Genomic DNA, 18,692 nt, shown 5'->3' with positions numbered 1-18,692 from the left:
TAATTTTGTAAAGGTAATCCTATTGTTAGGCGCATTTTATCAATATGATAAATCGGTTATAACTTATTGTGCGTAAACGGTTTTATCTTTTGTTTTGCGGTGATTTTAATACGAAAATTAGAATACCATGGCAATAAAGAAACAATACCTAAAAAGTAAGCCAGTATGTAAAGTTACATTTACTGTGCCTGCGGAAGAAGCTAAGAAAGTAGCTGTTGTTGGCGATTTCAACAACTGGAACCCAAAAGAAAGTACTTTGAAAAAGTTGAAAAACGGAACTTTCAAAGGAACCTTTGACCTTCCACAAGAGAACACCTTCGAGTTTAGATATTTGGTGGACGGAACCTACATTAATGAAACTGAGGCGGATCGTTACCAATGGAACGATTATGCTGGGACGGAAAATGCTGTTCTAGAGCTTTAGTAAAAAAAAGAACCAAGAAGCAAGACAAAGTCTTGCTTCTTGGTTCTATAAGTCCTATGTTTTTTAGGGGTACTATTGCACCACTGAAACTCCTTTCCAAAAGGCCACTCTTCCTTTAATGGTCTTGGCCAGCTCACTCACTTCAGGATAATACCAAGCGGCATCCACATTTTCTTTTCCATCTACCTCCAAGGTATAGTATGAGGCAACTCCTTTCCACGGACAGGTGCTATGCGTTTCACTGGATTTAAAGTATTCTTTCTTAATGCTTTCAGCAGGAAAGTAATGATTGTTTTCGATTACAACGGTATCGTCACTTTCTGCAATTATGGTATCGTTCCAAATAGCTTTCATGGTCTCATTTTTTAAATACATAGTTTTTGTACTGATTCTGGTTGTCGGCAAACTCGGTTACAATTTGCAAGCCTGATTGCTCTGCCAACCATTCCACAGTAGCATCATCATATTTTTGGGAAATTTCCGTGTGGATGGTTTCCCATCTTTTAAGACGTATTTGAAGCCCTAAACTTTCAATATTGATTCTTTGGGCCGCCTTGGATACCAAATAGCTCTTTGCGGTTCCTGTCTCTGGGTCATAGACTTCCCAATGTAAGAAGTTGTCCAGAACAAAATCTCCGCCCAATTCCCTATTGATTCGGGCTAAAATATTTTTATTGAAAGCTTCCGTAATGCCCGTCTTGTCGTTGTACGCATCCAAAATGGTCTGCGGGTTCTTTTTTTGGTCAAACCCCATCAAGATTAAATCTCCTTCGTTGATCGAATCCCTTAGATTTTTCAAAAACTCAATGGCAGGCTCGTGAAGCAGGTTGCCAATATTGGATCCCAAAAATAGAATAACCTTTTTGCGGCCATTCACTTTATCAATATCCCTTAAGGTGTCAAAATAGGTGCCTTGAAGGGTGTTGACCTCAACTTCTGGGATTTCTTGCTTTATTGCATTTTCCAACTGGTCTAGTGCGTTTTGACTAATATCTATGGGACGGTAATCAAAAGGAATCTTGTTGTCTACAAGATATTGCAACAATATTTTGGTCTTTTTCCCATCTCCCGCACCCAATTCAAAAAGGCTAAAGACTTCCCCGTCTCGAGAGAAAAGTGCTGAAATTTCGGCTTTATTGGCTTCAAGAATATCAAACTCACGGTTGGTAAGATAATATTCCGGCATTGCCATTATATCCTGAAAAAGCTTATCCCCAATCTCATCGTAGAAATATTTGGACGATAAATGTTTGGGAAAACTTGTCAATCCCTCGTACACTTCTTGTTCAAAAGCCGAGGTGAAAGTCCTAGTTTGGTTATTTTGCATGGGAGCTTTGTCGAAATTATTTAACCAACCTTAATCCAGTAAATTGCCATCGCAATTGCGGATGGAAAAAGTTGCGATACGTATGTCGGGTGTGTTTGGAAGGGGTAGCTATGGAACTACCTCTCAGCACTTTTTGGTTTACCATAAACTTACCATTGTATTCGCCAAGGGCACCATCAGCTTTTTGATAATTGGGATAGGGGAGATACGCACTTTCTGTCCATTCCCATCGTTTGCCCCAAGGGAAAAACGCCTGGCCTGCCTCCCATTCAAATTCGGTGGGGAGTCGCATCCCTTTCCATTGGGCATAAGCGAAAGACTCGAAATATGAAATATGGGTTACGGGTGCAGCTTCATTCACTTTTTGAAGCCCCGTGGCTGTATAATGCCACCATGCGCCATCAATTTGATGCCAATACAAAGGAGCTTTTACATCTTGTTGGTTAACCCAATCCCAGCCTTCGGCATGCCAAAGGTCAAAACGTTGGTATGCACCTGCCTCAATAAACTTTATAAATTCCCCATTGGTGACCAATTTGTTTGAGATTTCATAGGGCTGAAGATAAACCTTATGCCTTCCCAGCTCATTGTCATAACAAAAGGCGTTGGAATCATGACCAATTTCGTAAATCCCTTCCTCCATGGAAACCCAATCCTGTTGATGGGTCTCAACGGGATGATCTGCGAACTTAGTGGAATATACAGGGAGCAGCGGATTGTTCCCAAGAATAAATTTAATATCGGTCAGTAACAACTCTTGATGTTGTTTTTCGTGGTGGATGCCTATTTCTAGTAGATCGTTCAGTTCTTGGGTTTGGGCATGGCCAAAAAACTCCTTGATTCCTTCGGTCACATATTCACGGTAGGCGTAAACCTTTTTTACCGAGGGACGGGACAAATTACCTCTATCGGAACGCACCACTCTTTTCCCTACTGTTTCGTAATAACTATTGAAGACGAAGGAAAAATCAGAATCAAACTCTTGGTAACTTTTGGCATGGGGTTTTAGGATAAATTCCTCAAAAAACCAAGTAGTATGGCCTAAATGCCATTTTGGGGGACTCACATCCACCACAGGTTGCACCACATAATCCTCAATTTCCAAAGGCTCACAAATGGCTTCGGAAGCTTTTCTTGTCTCCAGGAAGAAATCCAAGAGGGAATCGGTAAGAATCATAAATGATTTTTTCTACTTAAAGATAGGGAATAATGACTTAGCCAACAGCGTAAACAGGTAGGCTAAAACTAAAGGAAGTCCCCTCGTTGGGTTTGCTGAAGACCTTGATGCTACTGTCATGGATTTCCATGATTTTCTTTACAATGGCAAGGCCTAGACCCGCGCCTTCCTTTTGCTGTCCAGCCTTGGTCTGTCGGTAACGTTCAAAAATCAACGCCTGATTGTCTTTTTTGATACCAGGGCCCGAATCTTTGATGGTGACCTCCACATGGTCTTCTTCAGATTCCAGTTTTACGGTTACCTCCCCGCCTTCAGGAGTGAATTTCAAGGCATTGTCCATCAAGTTTTGAATGGCACGTTCCACCAGTGAGATATCAGCAAAAACCAGGGGAACATTATCAGCCATGGACAATTTTAAATCTATATTCTTTTGCTGCGCAAGCAAGGAATAATTTCGATGGATGTCATTGGCTAGTTCACTAATCAAGAACGGTTCTTTTTCTGGCTGGATCTGATTGGCCTCCAATTTGGAGTATTCGAAGAGCTGCGAGACCAATTTGGAGAGTCTCTCGCTACTTTTTGAGACCATGCTCAAATATTCGGCCCGTTCTTCGGATGAAAGCTCGGAATCTTTCATGTGAAGTGTTTCAATATAGCCTTGTATAATGGAAAGTGGTGTTCTTAGATCATGGGAAATGTTCGCGATCAGTTCTTGACGTAGCTGCTCCACGGATTTTATTTTTTCAATATCGGACAGAATGGTATCTGCCATGTTGTTGTAAGTGGTAGCTACGTTGGATAAATCGGTTTTTTCGGCGTTTTCAATGCGATATTCCAAATCTCCCTGTTGAAAGCGTTTGGCCGCATAAATGATCTTGCGAAGACTCCGGGTCAGGTACCAAATGGCCAAAATTCCCAGTAGGGTAGCAAAAATGAGAGTAAGTACGGAACCCCCTAGTCCAAGTCGCATAAAATAACTGTTGAAAAGGTCGCTACGTGTAGCCAAAAAGTCTTCTCCAGCCAAAATGATGTAGATATACCCTTCGTGTCCATCTTTATTGAATTGAGCAGCCGAAAAAATAGTCTGCTTGGTCAAATCCTTGGGGTCATCGCCCAATACATAATTGCTTCCGCTTTCGGTAATAAATTGTTTTATGGGAGCCAGATTCACCCTCTTCTCTTTGGTTTCTGGGGCATCATGATCCAATACCACGGAATACTTCACTTGTCCATCCAAGTCCAATAGATAGACCTCTATGGCCCTATTTACGGCCATCATATCGTGCATTATGTCCCCAAACAGGGCTTTGTTCACATTGCCTATAGAATCAAAAGGTTGGGTATCCCTAAATTTTTCCTCAATAAGATCTTGGGCCAAGTTGGCGTGTAAACGCTGGGTGGTCTCGGAGAAATATTTATTGGAGAGATAAATGGAGGTAATGGTATATCCTATCCCTGCCAAAAGCAAAATAGCCAAAAAGGAGAGGGTCAATTTCAGAATAAATCGAACGGAAAGTATATTGTTTTTCATGGTCAGTGGTTGGCTTGGGTTTCCAAAAGTTCTTCGTTGAATTTATAGCCCACACCCCAGGTGGTAAGGATAAACTTGGGATTGCTCATATCCGGTTCAATTTTGGAACGGAGTCGGTTGATGTGAGAATTCACGGTGTGCTCGTAGCCTTTAAAATCGTATCCCCATATCATATTAAGGAGCTTGCCGCGATCATAACTTTTCCCAGGGTTGGAGGAAAGCAATACCAAAAGTTCAAATTCTTTGGGCGAAAGCTCGATTTTTTTACCATCCAAAAGTACTTTTCGCATGTCAATGTCAATGGAAAGCACATCAAATTGCATCAATTTAGGGTTCTTTTCCCCCTCGGTTTCCACCACATCCATTTTTTGTCTTCTGAAAATAGCCTTAACCCTAGCAATGAACTCCCGAACACTAAAAGGTTTGGTGAGATAATCATCGGCTCCGACTTCCAATCCTAATACCTTATCGATTTCCTCGGAACGTGCAGTGAGCATCATTATGGGTGTAGTAATGTTGTTGGCCCGGATTTTTTGGCAGATTTCAACGCCATCCATTCCCGGAAGCATCACATCCAAAATAATAAGGTCCGGATTTTCCTTGAGTGCTTTTTGCAGTCCAATATCTCCACGAATGGCGGAAAGCACCTGACAACCTAAATCCTTTAGATGTATTTCCAGCAAACGAATGATTTCGATATCATCCTCTACGATCAACACTTTTTTCATGATATGGCGAATTAAAGGGTAAAGTATCACGGAAAGTTCACCTTTCCATTAAAAATTTGACGGATTACCTTCTAAAAAGTCCTTTTTAAGCCCAATTCTTTACAAAAAATACGATTTTTTAATATAAATCACTCGTAATCAGCACATAAGCAATTTTGATTTTTATGTGATACTTCTGCAACATCTTCCCCCGTCATTTGTGTTGCAAATAAAAAAACATGTAAAATGAGCAACTTAAAATCTATTTGGACTCTTGTGGTCATCCTTGTTTTAGCAGTAGGATGTAGCAATGATTCCGACGACGAACCAATTGTGCTGGAAGCGGGAACACTTTCAGGCGGACCTTTTACCATCACTGTAGATGGTACACCGGATATGATTTCCGGAGTTACTTTGGATGATAGCAATGTGGTGGGCAGTAACCGCACCTATGTCATTACAGATGATTCAAGAAATATTTTGGGACTGCCACCAGACCTTACAGCTTTGGGCGGAGTGGATTTTGATGCCGCAGGAATTGGTTCTTGTTTTATTTACCACTTGGTATATGAAGCGGGACTTACTGGATTGGAACCAGGGATGAATTTGGACAATCTTTCTGGGGACCACGATCTATCCAATGCTATTACTGTAACACGCAACGGCCTTAACGCCGGTACGCTTTCAGGAGGGCCTTTCACCATTTTAGTGGATGGTACACCGGACATGGTATCCGGAATTAGTTTGGACGATTCGGAATTGACGGGGACAAACCAAGGCTACGTAATAACCGATGATCAGCGAAATATCCTGGGATTGCCGCCTACAATTGAAGCCGTGGAAGGCGTAGATTTTGATGGCGCAGGTACAGGCATTTGCTTTATCTACCATATAACTTATGAGGATGGGCTTACTGGATTGGAAGCTGGAATGAATTTGGATGATTTTAGCGGAACTTATGCCCTTTCCAATTCCATTATGGTCACTCGAAATGGTTTGAATGCAGGTTCTATTGGTGGCGGCCCATTTACCATACTTGTGGATGGAACTCCGGATATGGTAAGTGGAATCACTTTGGATGATTCAGAATTGACCGGTTCCATGCAAGGTTGGGTAATTACGGATGACGAAAATAACATCCTTGGACTACCGCCAACTTTGGAAGCCGTAGAAGGTGTGGATTTTGACGGAGCTGGCGTTGGTACATGTCTCATCTGGCATATCACCTATGAAGAAGGCTTGACTGGATTGGAAGCTGGCATGAACGTTGCTGATTTGGAAGGATTCTATGCCCTGTCCAACTCTATTACGGTAAATAGAAATGGACTGAATGCTGGTTCCATTGCTGGTGGTCCTTTCAGCATTTTGGTTGATGGAACTCCCGATATGGTTAGTGGAATTACTTTGGATGATTCGGAGTTGACCGGTTCTATGCAAGGTTGGGTGATTACGGATGATGCCAACAACATTTTGGGCTTGCCACCTACCTTGGAGGCTGTTGAAGGAGTGGATTTTGATGGTGCCGGCGTGGGAACTTGCTTGATCTGGCATATTACCTATGAGGCCGGATTGGTTAACCTTGACACAGGCTATAATGTCTCTGACTTGGAAGGATTCTATGCCCTGTCCAATTCCATAACGGTAACCAGAAATGGACTCAACGCAGGAACGCTAGCAGGCGGACCCTTCACTTTTGATGTGGATGGCACTCCGGATATGGTGAGTGGAATTACCTTGGATGACTCGGAACTTACAGGAACAAATCAAACCTATGTGATAACGGATGATGCCAACAATATTTTGGGACTTCCCCCAACTTTGGATGCTGTTGAAGGTGTGGACTTTGATGCTGCAGGAACCGGTGTTTGCTACATCTGGCATGCAACCTATGAAGATGGACTTGTAGGGTTGGAAGCAGGAATGAACGTTGCTGACCTTGACGGCTTTTATGCCTTATCCAATGGTATTTCGGTGACAAGAAACTGATTTTTGAAAAAGAAAATTATTTGCTTTACTTGTTTCCAAAAAGGCGCCCAGACGAAAGTCTGGGCGTTTTTAATTTTATCAAAAATCTTTTATCCCATGCCCCAGGGAAGCTGACTATACTTCATATTCTTCGGCCTCAATTTTGATTCGATTGCCACCAGCATTAATAGCTTCGTGAATTTTGTAGATACAAACCTCAGACTTATAGGAGGTAATGGCGTCGTAGTTCAATGACTCTTCCTCTCTTACAGATTCGATAAAGTTGTACAAGTGAGCTGTATGACTTGCCAAATTGTATACTTTATCCATATCTTTCATTTCATTGATGTCGTAGCTGATTTGAGGTGCAGTTTCCTTGATACCGGAATCACCAGACTCCTTTTCCTTGTATTTTTGCATATCTGCGAGGTTGGAGATATAACCGGCATCAATATATTCTTGCCACTGTTTGGCTTCCACTCTTGATTCGCGGAAAATCTTGTTGTCCTTTCCCTGGGAAATAATGAAGGCTCCATCATCCCCAATAAAACGTTCGTAAACCCCAATGGCCCTGGAGTTGGAAATGTTCTCGTAAATACCAATGGCAGGCCCTTTGGGAGTGTTGTATTCCAAAATGGTGGCCATGGTATCGGCCTGCTCAAGATTAAAATACGAATTGTTCCCTGCGGCATGGACCGTGTGTGGATAAGCACCAAAGAACCAGTTGAAAATATCTATCTGATGGGATCCCAAATCGGATACAACCCCACCGCCCAATTTTTTATAATTACGCCAGTTGTATACCTGATCCACGGTATCAAAGCCGTATTGTTTGAGTTTGTTGAGGTCTAGATTGTCTTTTTTATTCGGTTGCTGGGTCCAGATACGGGATCGGTTCCACTGACCAACGGCGTGGGTCAACCTACCGAACATTTGCTCTTTATCCAGCAAAATTTGATGGGTAAAGCGGTACCGGTCATCACTTCGTCGCTGACGTCCAATTTGAAGCAACTTTCCCGTCCTTTTCATGGCTTCGGCCATTTTTCGGGCATCCTCCATATTGTTGGACATGGCTTTTTCACAGTATACGTGAATTCCCGCTTCCAAGGCGTCCACCGCATGTTGCATATGCCAGAAATCGGGAGTGGTTAAAACCACGGCATCCAATTTTTCCTTTTCCAACATGTCATAGAAATTCTCATACGCTTTTACCTTGGTTCCATATTGATCATTGAACCTGTTCTTGGCATTTTCGCGCCGACTTTCCACAATATCGCATACGGCTACCAAATTGGCACCCGGTATTTTGGGGATATTCCTGAAGATGACACCACCACCACGGCCTCCGCAGCCAACAACTCCAACATTCACTTTGTCACCAACTTTTAATGGATTGGCAGTAATGCTAAAGGGATTGGCGAGCATCAGCCCGGTTCCGAATAAGGTAGAGGTTTTAATAAAATTTCGTCTGTCCGTTTTGTTAGAAGTACTCATGCAATTTAAGTTAGTTTAGTTCAGTTAGATGGTGGCTAGCCCTCCAAATGTACATTATTTGGATCAATGGAAAAGAGCTTTCCACCTTGGCTATAAGCCACCCATGTTATTTCCTCCACATTTTTAACAATACTTTCAATTTCTTTAACGGAATGCAGGTATAGTCCGGTTGAAAAAGCATCGGAATATGCAGCTTTTTTACAAGCCACCCAGATACGATCAAATTCAGAAACAGCGGTGTTTTTTCCTGTTCTTGGGTCAAAAATGTGGTTGCCTTGGTGAAAGATGCCGGAGGCACTGACCGTTATATCTTTTAATGACAAGTTTTTTTGTTCTTTAGCAGAAGCTAATGAGTGAGTCCAGTGTTCGGCATCTTCAGGTGCACCTCGGGCGAGCAGTGTACTATCCCCAGCGCTGATGCTGTAATTTTCAATATCAATTTCCTGAAGCAACAATGCCAACTGATCTAAGGCATAGCCTTTTCCGATACCCCCTAGATCAAAAAGCATCCCCGGTTGGATGCAATAGAAATAGGGTTTTTCAGGATCTACATAAAGACTAGCCTTTAGTTTTTCCTCTTGGGCCTTTTCCAGGGCATTTGCCATTTCAAATTCGTTTAGGATACCCTCTTTGGCTGCCCGGAATATGTTCATGTGCTCGGCCACCCCAATATCAAAAGTGCCTTGGGTCCATTGCTGTACTTGGATGGCTTGTTTAATCACGTCCCAGGTCTCGTGTTCCAATGCCAATTGGGCATCAGCCTTGAGCTTATTTATTCTGCTGATGTCGCTACCCGCTACAAACCGACTAAGGATTTCCTCCAGTTCATCCAAGCGTTGAAAGCAGCGTTGGGCAACGTTTTGGGCGTAATCTGCTTCTTCCCCAGAAATGGTAAGAAGAAAACGAGTGGCCATGGCTTGATGTTCAAAGTTGTGCATGTGTATCGTATGAAAAGCTAGTGTGGCATTGTTGGTTATCTTCCAATGGAAATATGCAAGGGTCTTCCCAATCCAATTTCAATGAGTTTATGGTAAGTGGAAATTTGGATATCCGATTGGCCCCGCTCAATTCTGGAAATATAGCTTTTTTTGGTTCCTGTTCTTACTGCTAATTCCTCTTGGGTAAGCTTGGCCTCCTTGCGGGCTTCTTTAAGCATTGCTCCTAAGCGGAAGGCTAGGGAGTCCGAATCGAATTGATCTCTGACAGGAGTTCCTTTTTTTCCATACTTCTGAGCTAAAAGTTCCTCAAAATCTGAAATGTTCTTCATTTTTATCCTTTGTAATTTTTCAGAAATTCTTTTTTCAATTTCTCTGCCAACGTTATCTCCTTTCTTGGTGTTTTTTGGGTCTTTTTAATAAAACTGTTGACCAGTATCACTAAGTCAGCTCCTTCCATAAAGCATAAAATACGGATGCTTCTAAACGTTGTAATGACACGAATTTCATAAATCCCTTGGGAACCTTTAAGTCGTTTAAAGAATTTGATAGGAACTTGTCGTTCAAACCGAACCAGATCCAAGACAAATTCAATCTTCTGCTGGACTTTGGGCTCCTGTACCGAATAAAAGTCAATAAAATAATCCTTGTAGAAGAGAATCTTTCTTTCCACCTCAAAGTTAACTAATTGGTTAACAAATACAAATGAGATTGAAAAAATATTGAGGTTGCTCTAAACTAAGCTTTTTTACCGTTCAAACAATATCGGATTTAGGTGAGAGTCGATGACCTTGCCGATTTCCACCCCGGGACACCAGGTTTCCCAATCGTTGATTTGCCCATCGTTTTCCGGTTTTTTGAGAAGCATGTCCTTATCCATATAAATGGAGGTCATCACCTTTCTTGTTTCGTCAGTGGTGTTGGGCCCGGCTCGATGGAAAATCCATCCGGAATGAAAACTGACCTCCCCCACATTAAAGGGTTCGGAAATTTTAAGACAATCCGTTACACGTAGCTTTTCTCCAATCAAGGTTTCGCTTTCATCGCTAATGGACAAATCCCGTCCGGTTAAAATATCCTGACTGCCCGCTGCAAATTCTAAAGGGCCCATCTCCGAAGGAACGGCCTGAAGAGGAATCCAAACGGTAATGACCCTGTCGGTGGATAAGGGCCAATAGTATTGGTCCGCATGCCATGGGGTGATACCCCCACCACCTTCTTTAAATAATGCCTGATCGTGATACATACGCACCCCATCCACTTCCATAAGGTCTGCTGCTAATTGCGCCAATCGCTTGCTAAACATCAATTTCTTGATTTCTGGATCTTGTCTCCATAGATTAAAAATTTGCAAAAAGGCCTTGCCATAGGTATCCCGGTCTTTGAGTTCTTTGGTTTGGGTGTTGAGCTCATCCACTCTCGCAGAAATGACCCTATTGAAATGCGCTAGCACTTCTGGAGGTAATACTTCTTTGATTTTTATAAAAGCGTTTTGCTTGTAAAAATCGAGTTGATCTTGGTTAAGGGTGTAAGGTTGGTTGAGAATACTGGTACTCATTTTGACAATGATTATAATGTGACAGGTTAAGGGTAAAGGGCTTTGTCATGGTAAGTTAATCAAAAGGATGGAAATTGGGATTCATGCAGCAATTTTAGAATTTGGAAGGTAAAAGGAGATATTTGGATAATAGATATGCTATTTTTTAGCCATGGCAGCTTCAATATCCGCTTCAATTGCCTCAATTTCCATTTCAATCCTGGAATTCAGGATTCTACTATCCTTACCAATTAAGATATATCTTGGGATTTCTGTCACGTTGTAATGACTGCCAAATTCAGTTTTCATTCCATCTTTAATAAACAAGTTAAGCCCTGGTTGATTCCCTTCCTTCTCCAAGAAGGAAAGCCATAGTTCTTTTGAGGAATCCACAGAGAGCATAACAATTTCAACATCATCATTGCCTTCATACTTTTTGGCAAGCTCCAAAACCTCTGGCCTGTGCACTATACAAGGCCCGCACCAAGTGGCCCAGACATCGATAAAGACCACTTTACCCTTAATATCTTCCAAATAGAACGATCTGTTATGTTGATCAACAGCCTTAAAATTATACGCAAGGCTATTATTTTGAGATTTGTAAAATGATTGCGCGGCCTCCTGCATCAGGGAATAATGAATGTTGTCTTTTTCAGCCATCAAAATGTCGTTAAGCACATCAGCATTGAAATGTTCTATGTGCTTACTCCAATACGACGGACTTTTAATAAGGCCTTTGATATAAAGTGCTTTAAATAAATCCGTAGTTTCTTTATCTGGTACCTTTTCCTCCAAGTAACTTAGAAAATCAGAGATGCTTTGAATAGCTGAGTTTTTTCTTAGATACTCAATTTCATACTTGTATAAATAAATAGATGGGAAGGTTCTTGAGGTCCAATCTGGTGGAGGAATTTTATGGACAAAATCATAATAGCTATTGATGGCCTCCAAATTCTTGGAAACTCTTCCCAGCCACAATAAAAAGGAGTAAATCCTTGCCTCATTTTGATAGTGAAGGATGGCTAAAACTTTAGGACTTAATTCCTTTTCAAACAGATTGATTTCTTCCGCCCTTTGCTTTCGAAAAGCATCAAAAAAGATTGGAATCGAGTCCAAAGCCTTGGTTTCAAAAATGAACGAAAGATTATTATTGGCAAACTCTAAATTGCTCTTCGATAAGTAATTTAAAATAGAATCGCCCTTTTGGCGGGTTGTGAAACTGGAATCAGCTTTTACCAAAATGTTCAAGTCCTTTTGAGGCTCCAAAATGGTCAAATAACGATTGTTTTTCAATTTGCCGTTAATCGAAGCTACAGTTGGCCTTTTCAGTTTAATTTGTTGCTTGTCATTTTCAGAATTTACCGAAGCAATTGTCCCCTCTGTTGCCGTGTCCAAAATAACAATGGAATCATGGACATGGATTGAATTGAGATGTACATAGGCCTCGTTGACCCCATCTTTGCATGAACAAGCCAGGCAAATCATAAAAACAAGCCCAATAGTATAGGATTTCATTTTGGAAATTATGATAGTTGAAGATACAGATCTATTTCTCGAAATCCGAAGGGCGGCTAGGGAGTGCCTAAACTTTGATAGCGGTTTGAGCTCTCATGCCTTTGGATTTTAATTCCTTGGTATTTTTCTTCAGCAACCGCCCAGCAGCTTTATTGATTTTCTTGGTGCTAATCTTCTCCCATTTTTTACCAGAAGTCTCAAAATCCGATTTGAACAGTTTTTGGGACAAGTCCCGGATAACACAATAATTGGCCACCTGGTGACCATTTTCGCTTTCCTTGTTCGCATTTTTGGCAAAAAAGGCAATCAATTCGAAGAGGGTGTCTTGGGCCAAATTTAATTCGGTAAGTTTTGCCCTGTATTCCAAATCGGCGGATTTTAAATCGGGCCATAATTTCTTGTCCGCGTAATGTCGGGCCTCATGCGTTAAGTAGCTGATTTTGAAATTTTCGCTGTTTACATCGTAGGCTTTTTTCACACAATAAATACCTTCTTCTTCCGTCCAACCCCCTGGATGATGGGCGCCCAAGGTGGCGTATTCCATCCAACCCAAGGTGGCAAAGTCCTCCAGAAAATATACGGTCAATTCTTGTATTTCACCTTTGCCTAAGTCCACGGCGTAGACTTTTGGGGTTTGTTTTTTCCAAATCACCAGATCTATAAGTCGACCATGATAGGTGACTTCATCAGTGGTGAATAGTCCTTTTGCACGTATGTAGTCCCGTAGAAAATAGCCCAAGCTATCTCGGGTCACTTTTTTGCCCCGGACAGGCGGATAGTTTTTCATCAGGAAAGGCAAAACTCTTCCTCCCAATTCCCGCTCAAAGTTCCCACTAGTATCAAGAAGGGATTTTCGCCAATAATTTTTGAAGTGGGAAATCAAGGTTTCCATTTCAGATTCTGGGCTTGATGCTCCCAAATCGGATGCGCCCTTGAACCGGGCTTCAAAATCGGATTTAAATTTTTGGTCTTTGGCATTCAAACCTTCTACTTCCAACAAAGGGAAAATAGGGGTAACATCAGTATCCATGCCATAAGCATAGATTTCATTGTAAGGAAGGGTGTTCGTTTTCTGTTGTGCCATGGCTCCGGAAAACAAGAGCGCAAGAAGGGCACAAAGGGCGCTATTTCTTTTTAACATGTTTCGAGATTTGATTGATAACACAAAAATCAATCTCAATTGGCATAAGAAATTGTACCAGATTAACTATTTAAGACTTTCCGAAAGCGGTTGGGTGAAATCCCATAGGCCATTTTAAACGACCGTATAAAATGGGCATCATCAAAAAAGCCGTTGGCAAATGAGATGTCCGAGATGGACTGCTGGGTACTGGACAACAAATACACCGCATTGTGCAATTTCGATTTCAATTGAAACTCCCCTATGGTCATGCCTTTTTCTGCCTTAAAGGCCCTGGCCATATATATAGGATGCACATGAATGCGTTCAGACAGCGAAGCCAAGGAATGAAATTGGGCCAGCTCATGTTTTAGAATACGCTCTACTTTTTCAACCCAAGTTTTGGAATGAACTCTAACCTGATTCAGGCTAATGGTACATAACCAATCCAAGATCAATTCCGTGCTGAGGTCGGCATTGTAATCGATCTTAAAGTTCAATAGCAGTTTGTACAAAGAGGGAAAGGCCGTTTTGTTGAAATGAATATGGGTATTCGGTAGTTCCACATCCCAGTCCAACCGTTCTTGCCAACCTTTTTTAAACTCGATATTGAAACAAGTAGCGGAATCCTCCAAAAAGGTGTTCTGATGGCACCACGAAGTAGGTCGAAACAGTACGTCGGAAGCCTGCACCAATTGGGTAGAGCCATCGATGTTCTCTAAATAACTACCTGAAGTGAGCACACTGATATAGCTGTTGTCGTGGTAATGATCCTCCAGGACACTATCTGGGGAATGGGCGGTTAAGCTGAGCTTAAAGAGCTCGTTTTCCCGCGCATCCAGGTATTTGCCAAAATAGTTGCCTTCCTTAAGGTTGAGCATGTTATTACTGCTTTTTATTGCTTATAAGTAGTGAAGTTTAGGCATCTGTTACAGCGATCAACTTTTTGAGCATTGAAATTTGCCCTAAATGGTAATACGTATGTTCGATGATACCTTCTATATTTCGTAGATAAGTTCCGTACTTCTCGTCCACAAAAGGCTGATCCAGAATGTTGTCCGATAGTTGGGCCACTTCTTGGACAAAGGTCTCGGAATTTGCAAGAAACTCGTTCACCAACTTTTCCCAGTCGGCCTGTGAATTGATGGGCGGAAGATCAAAACTGTATTTATCCCGAATCTCAAGTGCACCGCCTTGAAACACTACTATCAATCCCGCCAAATAATAATTGATATGGAAGGTGAGCGCTGCTATAGTGTTGAGGTTTCCCACCTTCTGCGTGGCCACTTCCCAGCTTAGATTTTCCAGTTGTGCCTTGCAATTGGTGTTGGCCACCCAACGGCCATCCAACAATACTTCTTGCAACCTGCTTGCGAGTTCTTGACTTCTTCCCATTTCAGTTTTGATTTAACTTTTCCCAAAGCTCCTCTTTGTGCTTCTCAAAATAGACCATTTTAAGCTTGGAGTAACTCGATTTGAGGTCGTAAAACTTGTTGTCCAAGGCATTCATCGCTTCCATTAAAGACTCATTGTTGTACAAGTCCGAAGTTTTGAAAATTGTATGGAGATGCATGCCTTCGAGTTTTGTTTTGGTGATTTCCATTAATCCACTATGCTCATTGATTATTTTCACAGCTTCTTCCAAAAGCCCTGTAGCCTTTCCATCGCCCACCAACTCCAGTGCTTCCAAAGTTTCTTGGGCGTATTGACCAGAAGAGTTTGTAAAGAACTGTAACAAGCCTCCATTTTGTACCTCCATCTCCAGTTCGTCTATTAAATAGACCACTTGCAACAGTTTGGGCATTTCCTGGAAAGAAGCCTCACCATAATTGTCCTTTTGCCTTAGTTTTTGGGTATAGTAATAGAGGAGTTCCTCCCTTTCCTCCGAATTGGATTGATCATACAGCTCCTTGTTGAGCTTGGCAAACCTTACTTTATAATGCCATTCACCTTTGTTGGGAGCTTTATCCGGTTCACCAAATTTGACCAGCTTTGGTACTAGGTTCTTTAGTACCACGGCTACGGCAATAATGATCAAAATAGTGGTGTAATCCATGCGGAAAAGGCTAAGATTTTGGTTTGCCTTTTGGAAAGTACACTATTAAAAAAACAAAATGAAATTCGATTTCGAAACCTAAACCTCTCTCACATAAAAAAACGCCTCCCCAGAATTGTCCGTCATCAGAATTCTATCCCCTTCATCCGAGACCACGGAGCCGCCAAGATTCAGAATTTTATCTTGTGTTTTAGCTAAATTTTCCACCCCAAAACTGCAGACCCAATACTCGTACTTGCCCTTAAAATTGTTGGGAATTTCCATCAGGTCGGCAACTTGCTCACCTTGGTGATTTTGGATGTTGTAGGTACCATATCCTTGGTCATTAAATGTCCAATTAAAAATGCCCTCATAAAACGGGATTACCTTGGCCGCGTTGGACACATGGAGTTCATTCCAAATAAGTGTGCCGGGCTCGTTCAGGGTTCGGGTGTGGGTGAGTTGGTCGCCTTCGTAAACGGTAAAGCCAGAACCTTGTGGGTCACGGATCAAGGCTACCTTGCCCAAGGTGCTTTTGTCCACCACTTCAATGATACCGCCCAGTTCCCGGGCTTTTTCCACGGTCTGGGTCACATTGTTCACCTGAATATAGGACATCCAAAAATGGGGCATCCGCATCTGTTTGAACTTCTCCGGGGTTTCATACAGGCCACAGATCTCTTGTTCGTCTTTATAAGCCGAGTAGTAACCATCAGCTTCGTAATACGTCCACCCAAAAACAGACTCGTAGAACGCCATGGTCTCTTTGGGCGTGTAGGTGGAAAGGTCGGCGAATATAAAATTGTTCGGTTTCATGTACTTAAAAATACTTATTGTTTGGGCATCCAATCCGGGGGTTTTACAAAGGCCAGCAACTTGTTGGAAAAGCCCTTGATCTGCCCCAATTTTTTTACAAAACGACTAATGCCATGGAAAAACACCACAATGGGGTTCACACTGTTTATGGGTTGCGAAATACCATAGATCACCTTCTCTTTTTCCGGCTCAAAAGTGCCCAGCATACGATCCCAAATGATCAATATCCCAGCGTAGTTCTTATCCCAATATTGGCGGTTGGAGCCGTGGTGCACGCGGTGGTGCGATGGCGTATTAAAGATAAACTCAATGGGTTTGGTAAGCTTGCCAATGATCTCCGTGTGCAACAAGGTCTGAAAGACCTGCACAAAGACTTCGGACAGCAACACCAGAATGGGATCAAAGCCCAACATTACGATCGGAAGCGAAAACACAATGGGCATAATGGCATCCAGCGGCCCAAAACGGTAAGCGACGGACATATTAAAATGGGGCGAGCTGTGGTGCACGGTATGGGTGGCCCACCCAATGCCGATCCTGTGCATGGTACGGTGCTCCCAGTAGTAGGCAAAATCGGCCAGGAGTACACAGCAGATCACCGTGGCCCAATTGAGCTCCAAATGCGGCAGACTAATGTTGTTATAGACCCAATAATACACCTTGGTAATGGCCAGGATGCCCAATATGATCTCGATTAAAAAGAAGCCCCCAAAGGTGATTACGTTGGCAATACTGTCCAGCACCAAATCCTTGTCCAGCCTTTTTAGGTAGGCGTAGCGTATCAGCTCCAGTACAAAAAAGGGTATGATGATGTAAAACAGACTCAGGTCGTTGAAGATGTAGAACCAATGGTGCACATCCAACCATTCCAGTTTTTTGGCTAAAAAATCAATCATGCTTATTGTCTTTTCCAGGTTTCAACATCGCCATAACCGTAGTAGTCATAGCTTAGGGTAAAAGTGTTTTCGTCAGTCAGGGCAATCTTGCAGTCCACTTCATATTGCTCGCCTTCATATTCTATACTGTAGATGCCCTTGCCCTTGCTGCCATTAAATTGGGTTATGGTCAGGGTCTTGGTGCCTTCGGCCTTTTGGGCATAGCCGTTCTCATCCTGGTATTGATGGGTATAGGCGTTGAACACCTTGCCCTCTTTTTTGATTTTGTAGACGATGGCCCCTTTAAAATCCTTGGTATTGTAGGCCACCTTCCATTGGCCGATGAGGGGGTCGGTCTCTGGATTGTAGGCCGAGTTGGCTGTAGGTTTTTCCGTAGGAACTTCAGCTTCGGGCTGTTGCTCGGTAGCAGTGCTGGTTTCGGTGGTGGGGGTAGGGGAGTCGTCGCTCGTATCCACGCCAAAGGAGAACAAATGGGCCAGTCCGGCCAGGAAAATTAGGATCCCCAAACTCCTAAAAACTAAGGTTGAATTTTTCATGTGTAACTATTTTGGTCAAAAGTAGGGGGGCTTTTTTTGGGTTCTTTTGACCTAGATCAAAAAATCACTTTTGGGCGCGAATACGGCTCAAGGTCTCTTGGGTAACGCCCAAAAAGGAGGCGATCAGCCCCAATTTTACCCGAAGCTCCAACTGTGGGAAGCTCTGCTTTAGCAATTGGTACTTTTCCTTGGCGGATAGGAAAGACCATCCTTTAGAGAATTCGTCCAAAAAGGCCAGCATTTCCTCGGCCAGCAAACGGGCAAAGTTGCCAAAGGCCGGAAAGTCGGCAATAAGTTTTTGGTAGTTGGAGTAACTGATGCGGTACAGCACGCAGGCCTCCAGACATTCCACCTCCTCAAAACTGGGCTTTTGGGCATAGAAACTGTACCAGGCGGTAACAAATTGGTTTTCGGTATAGAACCAAGAGGTAATGGGCTTGCCGTTGTGGTGGTAATAAGTGTGGAGGGCGCCTTTTTCTATAAACCAAAGGTGGCTGGCGCGGCTGTTTTCCAGCAATATTTTATCGCCTTTTTGGGTTTCCACTACCTCAAAATAGGATTGAATGGCCTCTTTATGGGGCACGCTTACATAGGCACGGGTGGAGATGGACTGTAAGAGGTTTTGCATGTGGACGGGTTGCTAGGTGATGGGGTTAAAGGTAGGAAAGTCTAAAAGT

21 protein-coding genes are annotated in these 18,692 nt (G+C 42.6%); 2 read left to right on the top strand and 19 right to left on the bottom strand.

The annotated features are described in order from the left end of the window. Nucleotides 1-127 precede the first annotated feature (127 nt). Nucleotides 128-424, top strand: coding sequence for an isoamylase early set domain-containing protein (locus FGG15_RS17505; protein ID WP_138838734.1), 297 nt, complete (start codon nt 128-130; stop codon nt 422-424). Between the two features lie 72 nt (nt 425-496). On the opposite strand, the gene FGG15_RS17500 is transcribed toward FGG15_RS17505, so the two are convergent. The 5 genes from FGG15_RS17500 to FGG15_RS17480 are packed head-to-tail and all read right to left on the bottom strand — an operon-like array spanning nt 497 to nt 5,187. Further along, on the bottom strand, nt 497-778 hold the full coding sequence (locus FGG15_RS17500; protein WP_138838733.1) for a DUF427 domain-containing protein: 282 nt from the start codon (nt 776-778) through the stop codon (nt 497-499). Nucleotides 779-782: 4 nt separating this feature from the next. Further along, nucleotides 783-1,751, bottom strand: coding sequence for an L-histidine N(alpha)-methyltransferase (locus FGG15_RS17495; protein WP_138838731.1), 969 nt, complete (start codon nt 1,749-1,751; stop codon nt 783-785). A 16-nt stretch (nt 1,752-1,767) separates the two neighbouring features. Continuing rightward, nucleotides 1,768-2,928: an ergothioneine biosynthesis protein EgtB gene (egtB, locus tag FGG15_RS17490; protein ID WP_138838729.1), complete on the bottom strand. Its 1,161-nt coding sequence runs from the start codon at nt 2,926-2,928 to the stop codon at nt 1,768-1,770. A 37-nt stretch (nt 2,929-2,965) separates the two neighbouring features. After that, on the bottom strand, nt 2,966-4,459 hold the full coding sequence (locus tag FGG15_RS17485; protein WP_138838727.1) for a sensor histidine kinase: 1,494 nt from the start codon (nt 4,457-4,459) through the stop codon (nt 2,966-2,968). A gap of 2 nt (nt 4,460-4,461) precedes the next feature. Continuing rightward, nucleotides 4,462-5,187 carry a response regulator transcription factor gene (locus FGG15_RS17480; RefSeq protein ID WP_138838725.1) on the bottom strand — a complete coding sequence of 242 codons (726 nt, stop codon included), beginning with the start codon at nt 5,185-5,187 and terminating at the stop codon, nt 4,462-4,464. Nucleotides 5,188-5,412: 225 nt separating this feature from the next. On the opposite strand from FGG15_RS17480, the gene FGG15_RS17475 reads away from it, so the two are divergent. Then, complete coding sequence (locus FGG15_RS17475; RefSeq protein ID WP_237561863.1) at nt 5,413-7,152, top strand: hypothetical protein; 1,740 nt, start codon at nt 5,413-5,415, stop codon at nt 7,150-7,152. 114 nt (nt 7,153-7,266) lie between these two features. Here FGG15_RS17475 and FGG15_RS17470 read toward each other — a convergent pair whose 3' ends face one another. The 14 genes from FGG15_RS17470 to FGG15_RS17405 all read right to left on the bottom strand — a co-directional run bounded on the left by FGG15_RS17470 (nt 7,267) and on the right by FGG15_RS17405 (nt 18,643). Then, nucleotides 7,267-8,625, bottom strand: a complete 1,359-nt coding sequence (locus tag FGG15_RS17470; RefSeq protein WP_138838723.1) for a Gfo/Idh/MocA family protein — start codon at nt 8,623-8,625, stop codon at nt 7,267-7,269. A 35-nt stretch (nt 8,626-8,660) separates the two neighbouring features. Next, entirely contained in the window at nt 8,661-9,563 is a 903-nt protein-coding gene (locus tag FGG15_RS17465; protein WP_138838722.1) for an FAD:protein FMN transferase, read from the bottom strand. 35 nt (nt 9,564-9,598) lie between these two features. Further along, nucleotides 9,599-9,892 (bottom strand): helix-turn-helix domain-containing protein, encoded by a 294-nt coding sequence (locus tag FGG15_RS17460; protein WP_138838720.1) that lies wholly within the window; start codon nt 9,890-9,892, stop codon nt 9,599-9,601. Nucleotides 9,893-9,894: 2 nt separating this feature from the next. Continuing rightward, nucleotides 9,895-10,233: a type II toxin-antitoxin system RelE/ParE family toxin gene (locus FGG15_RS17455; protein WP_138838718.1), complete on the bottom strand. Its 339-nt coding sequence runs from the start codon at nt 10,231-10,233 to the stop codon at nt 9,895-9,897. Nucleotides 10,234-10,308: 75 nt separating this feature from the next. Continuing rightward, a complete protein-coding gene (locus FGG15_RS17450) occupies nt 10,309-11,118 on the bottom strand; it encodes a phytanoyl-CoA dioxygenase family protein (RefSeq protein WP_138838716.1) in 810 nt (269 codons plus the stop codon). A 138-nt stretch (nt 11,119-11,256) separates the two neighbouring features. After that, nucleotides 11,257-12,612 (bottom strand): TlpA family protein disulfide reductase, encoded by a 1,356-nt coding sequence (locus FGG15_RS17445; RefSeq protein WP_138838714.1) that lies wholly within the window; start codon nt 12,610-12,612, stop codon nt 11,257-11,259. Nucleotides 12,613-12,679: 67 nt separating this feature from the next. Beyond that, on the bottom strand, nt 12,680-13,753 hold the full coding sequence (locus FGG15_RS17440) for a hypothetical protein (RefSeq protein WP_138838712.1): 1,074 nt from the start codon (nt 13,751-13,753) through the stop codon (nt 12,680-12,682). A gap of 62 nt (nt 13,754-13,815) precedes the next feature. Continuing rightward, nucleotides 13,816-14,613: a helix-turn-helix domain-containing protein gene (locus FGG15_RS17435; RefSeq protein WP_138838710.1), complete on the bottom strand. Its 798-nt coding sequence runs from the start codon at nt 14,611-14,613 to the stop codon at nt 13,816-13,818. A gap of 37 nt (nt 14,614-14,650) precedes the next feature. Next, nucleotides 14,651-15,127, bottom strand: a complete 477-nt coding sequence (locus FGG15_RS17430) for a DinB family protein (protein ID WP_138838708.1) — start codon at nt 15,125-15,127, stop codon at nt 14,651-14,653. Nucleotide 15,128: 1 nt separating this feature from the next. Further along, nucleotides 15,129-15,788, bottom strand: a complete 660-nt coding sequence (locus FGG15_RS17425) for a DMP19 family protein (RefSeq protein WP_138838706.1) — start codon at nt 15,786-15,788, stop codon at nt 15,129-15,131. A 78-nt stretch (nt 15,789-15,866) separates the two neighbouring features. Further along, nucleotides 15,867-16,583 (bottom strand): VOC family protein, encoded by a 717-nt coding sequence (locus FGG15_RS17420; RefSeq protein WP_138838704.1) that lies wholly within the window; start codon nt 16,581-16,583, stop codon nt 15,867-15,869. 14 nt (nt 16,584-16,597) lie between these two features. After that, nucleotides 16,598-17,479: a sterol desaturase family protein gene (locus FGG15_RS17415; protein WP_138838702.1), complete on the bottom strand. Its 882-nt coding sequence runs from the start codon at nt 17,477-17,479 to the stop codon at nt 16,598-16,600. Between the two features lie 2 nt (nt 17,480-17,481). After that, nucleotides 17,482-18,015 carry a hypothetical protein gene (locus FGG15_RS17410; RefSeq protein WP_138838700.1) on the bottom strand — a complete coding sequence of 178 codons (534 nt, stop codon included), beginning with the start codon at nt 18,013-18,015 and terminating at the stop codon, nt 17,482-17,484. A gap of 64 nt (nt 18,016-18,079) precedes the next feature. Then, nucleotides 18,080-18,643 (bottom strand): Crp/Fnr family transcriptional regulator, encoded by a 564-nt coding sequence (locus FGG15_RS17405; protein WP_138838699.1) that lies wholly within the window; start codon nt 18,641-18,643, stop codon nt 18,080-18,082. Nucleotides 18,644-18,692: the final 49 nt, after the last annotated feature.

The sequence above is a fragment of the Flagellimonas algicola genome (assembly GCF_005937185.1).
GTDB classification, from domain to species: Bacteria; Bacteroidota; Bacteroidia; order Flavobacteriales; family Flavobacteriaceae; genus Flagellimonas; species Flagellimonas algicola.
This window is presented reverse-complemented; position numbering and strand designations above follow the sequence as displayed.